At 73.6% G+C, this 2484-nt stretch carries 2 protein-coding genes; both read left to right on the forward strand.

Features of this window, described 5'->3' with window-relative positions:
* Positions 1-33 precede the first annotated feature (33 nt).
* The gene (gene cpaB, locus GTW43_RS01565; RefSeq protein ID WP_161299723.1) at positions 34-762 is read left to right on the forward strand and encodes a Flp pilus assembly protein CpaB; all 729 of its coding nucleotides are present in this window, start codon (positions 34-36) and stop codon (positions 760-762) included.
* A gap of 52 nt (positions 763-814) precedes the next feature.
* Positions 815-2404: a P-loop NTPase gene (locus tag GTW43_RS01570; RefSeq protein ID WP_161299724.1), complete on the forward strand. Its 1590-nt coding sequence runs from the start codon at positions 815-817 to the stop codon at positions 2402-2404.
* The last annotated feature ends 80 nt before the right edge of the window (positions 2405-2484 follow it).

The following is a 2484-nucleotide window of genomic DNA, read 5'->3' on the forward strand; positions in this document are numbered from 1 at the left end:
GTCCCCGCCCCCGTCAACGAGGTTGTCCGGTCCATGAATTCACGTCAGCGCCGCGGCGTCATCCTCCTGGTCGTCTCGATCCTCTGCGCGCTCGGCGCGTTCGCCGGGGTCCTCGCGGTGATCCGTGACGTGAACTCCAAGGTGGGCCCCGAGAAGACCGCGTACCGGCTGCGCCAGGACGTCGCCCCGTACAAGGAGCTGACGGAGAGCCAGTTCGAGAAGATCGAGATGCCCGAGCGGTGGCTGTCCGGCACCGCCGTGACCGACCTCCGGCAGATCCGCGGCAAGATCGCCGTCACGCAGCTCGAGAAGGGCTCCCTGCTCCAGTCCGACATGGTCGTCGCCCGGCCCGAACTCAAGCCGGGCCAGCAGGAGATCGCCATCATGATCGACGCGGAGACCGGCGTGGCCGGCAAGATCGACCCCGGCTCGAAGGTCAACATCTACGCGACGTTCAAGGCCGAGAACGACAAGCAGCGCGACCAGTCCAAGGTCATCGTCGAGAACGCGCAGGTGCTCGACGTCGGCAAGCTCACCCCCATCGAGGAGCAGGGCGCCGGATCCTCCGACCGCGGCGGCAGCGCCGCACGCCGCCAGGGCGAGGCCGTGCCCATCACGTTCGCCCTGTCGGCCGCCGACGCCCAGCGCGTCGCCTACGCCGAGTCGTTCGCCACCCACGTACGCCTCGCCCTCGTCGCGCCCGGCGGGGACACGGCCATCGCCCCCGGCGACCGCTCCTACACGCTCGACGAGGACAAGTGAGGGCCGCCCCGGGGCCGCACACCCCCACGGGCCGAACGGAAGGCGGACCGTCATGACCACCCGGATCCTTGTCGCGGTCGGGGAGCCCGAGAGCGCCCGGGCGCTGATCACCCTGCTCTCCCAGCTGCCCGACGCCGAACCCGCCCCGCCCGTCCCGGACTCCACCGCGCTGCTCGACACCCTCGCGCGGCTCGCCGCCGAGTCCCTCGACGAACTGCCCGAGGTCGTCCTCGTGCACGAGCGGATCGGCCCGGTCCCCGCCCTCGACCTCATCCGCGACCTCGTGCAGCGCTTCCCCGCGGTCGGCGTCGTCCTGGTCACCGCCGACACGAGCCCGGCGCTGCTCACCGCCGCGATGGACAGCGGAGCGCGCGGCATCGTCGCCTTCCCCCTCGGCTACGACGCCCTCGCCGAGCGCGTCCAGGCCGCCGCGTCCTGGTCCGCCGGGATGCGCCGCCACCTCGCCGGCGGCCCGGGGCACGAACTGGTGCCGGCCGGCGGCGGTGGCCGCGTCGTCACCGTCACCGGCGCCAAGGGCGGGGTCGGCACCAGCCTCGTCGCCGTCCAACTCGCCCTCGCCGCCCGGGCGTCCGGCCGCAGCGTCGCCCTGCTCGACCTCGACCTCCAGTCCGGCGACATCGCCTCCTACCTCGACGTCCAGTTCCGCCGCTCCGTCGCCGACCTCGCGGCCATCCGCGACATCACCCCGCGGGTCCTCGCCGACGCCGTCTTCACCCACGAGACCGGCATCGACCTCCTCCTCGCCCCCGCCGACGGCGAGCGCGGCGAGGAGGTCACCGACCGCGTGGCCCGCCAGGTCGTCCACGCCCTGCGCGCCCGCTACGAGGTCGTGGTCGTCGACTGCGGCACACAGCTCGGCGCGGCGGGCGCGGCCGCGATCGAACTCGCCGACCAGGCCGCCCTCCTGGTCACTCCGGACGTCATCGCGGTCCGCGCCGCCAAACGCATGGTCCGCCTGTGGGACCGCCTCCAGATCCGCAAGGCCGAGGAGACGGTCACGGTCGTCAACCGGTACGCCCGCTCCGCCGAGATCCAGCCGTCGCTCGTCGAGCGCGTCACCGGCACGAAGACCGCCGCGACCACCGTCCCCGCCGCCTACAAGGAGCTCCAGGCGGCCGTGGACGCGGGCCGTATGCAGGACCTCGACAACCGCTCGACGGTCAAGCAGGCCATCTGGACCCTCGCCGCCGAGCTCGGCGTCGTCGCCGCCCCGGCCGCGGAGACGGGCGGCCGCCGGACCCGCCGCCGCGGCGACAAGGGCGCCGTCACCCTCGAGTTCGCGGCGATGTTCCCGCTGGTCCTCGTCGTGATGGGCCTGCTCTGGCAGTGCGTGCTGTACGGGTACACGTACTCGCTGGCCGGGAACGCGGCGGACGAGGCGGCACGGGCCGCGACCGCCGCGTACGCCACCGCCGGTGACGGCCAGGGCGCCTGCGCCGCCGCCGGTCGCGAGCACCTCCCGTCGGCGTGGAGCGGCGCGACGGTGCACTGCACCCCCGAGGGCACGGTCGTGAAGGCCACGGTAGAGGTGAAGGTCCCCCTGTTCTTCCCAGGAATCAACCCGGGTTGGTCCGTCAGGGGCGAAGCAGGAGCAGCGACAGAGAAAGCCCCACCCCAGTGACCCCCCCGAGGCCGGAAAGAAGCCCCGCCCCGCCGGAGCGCCCCGAAGGGGCGCGGGGAACTGCGCGCCCAGCCACGACG

This window comes from Streptomyces sp. SID5785 (assembly GCF_009870065.1).
Classification (GTDB): domain Bacteria; phylum Actinomycetota; class Actinomycetes; order Streptomycetales; family Streptomycetaceae; genus Streptomyces.

Excerpts from the sequence above, each read along its gene's own strand:
- GTW43_RS01570 (WP_161299724.1), top strand. The coding sequence starts at position 815 with ATGACCACCCGGATCCTTGTCGCGGTCGGGGAGCCCGAGAGCGCCCGG.
- cpaB (WP_161299723.1), top strand. The coding sequence starts at position 34 with ATGAATTCACGTCAGCGCCGCGGCGTCATCCTCCTGGTCGTCTCGATC.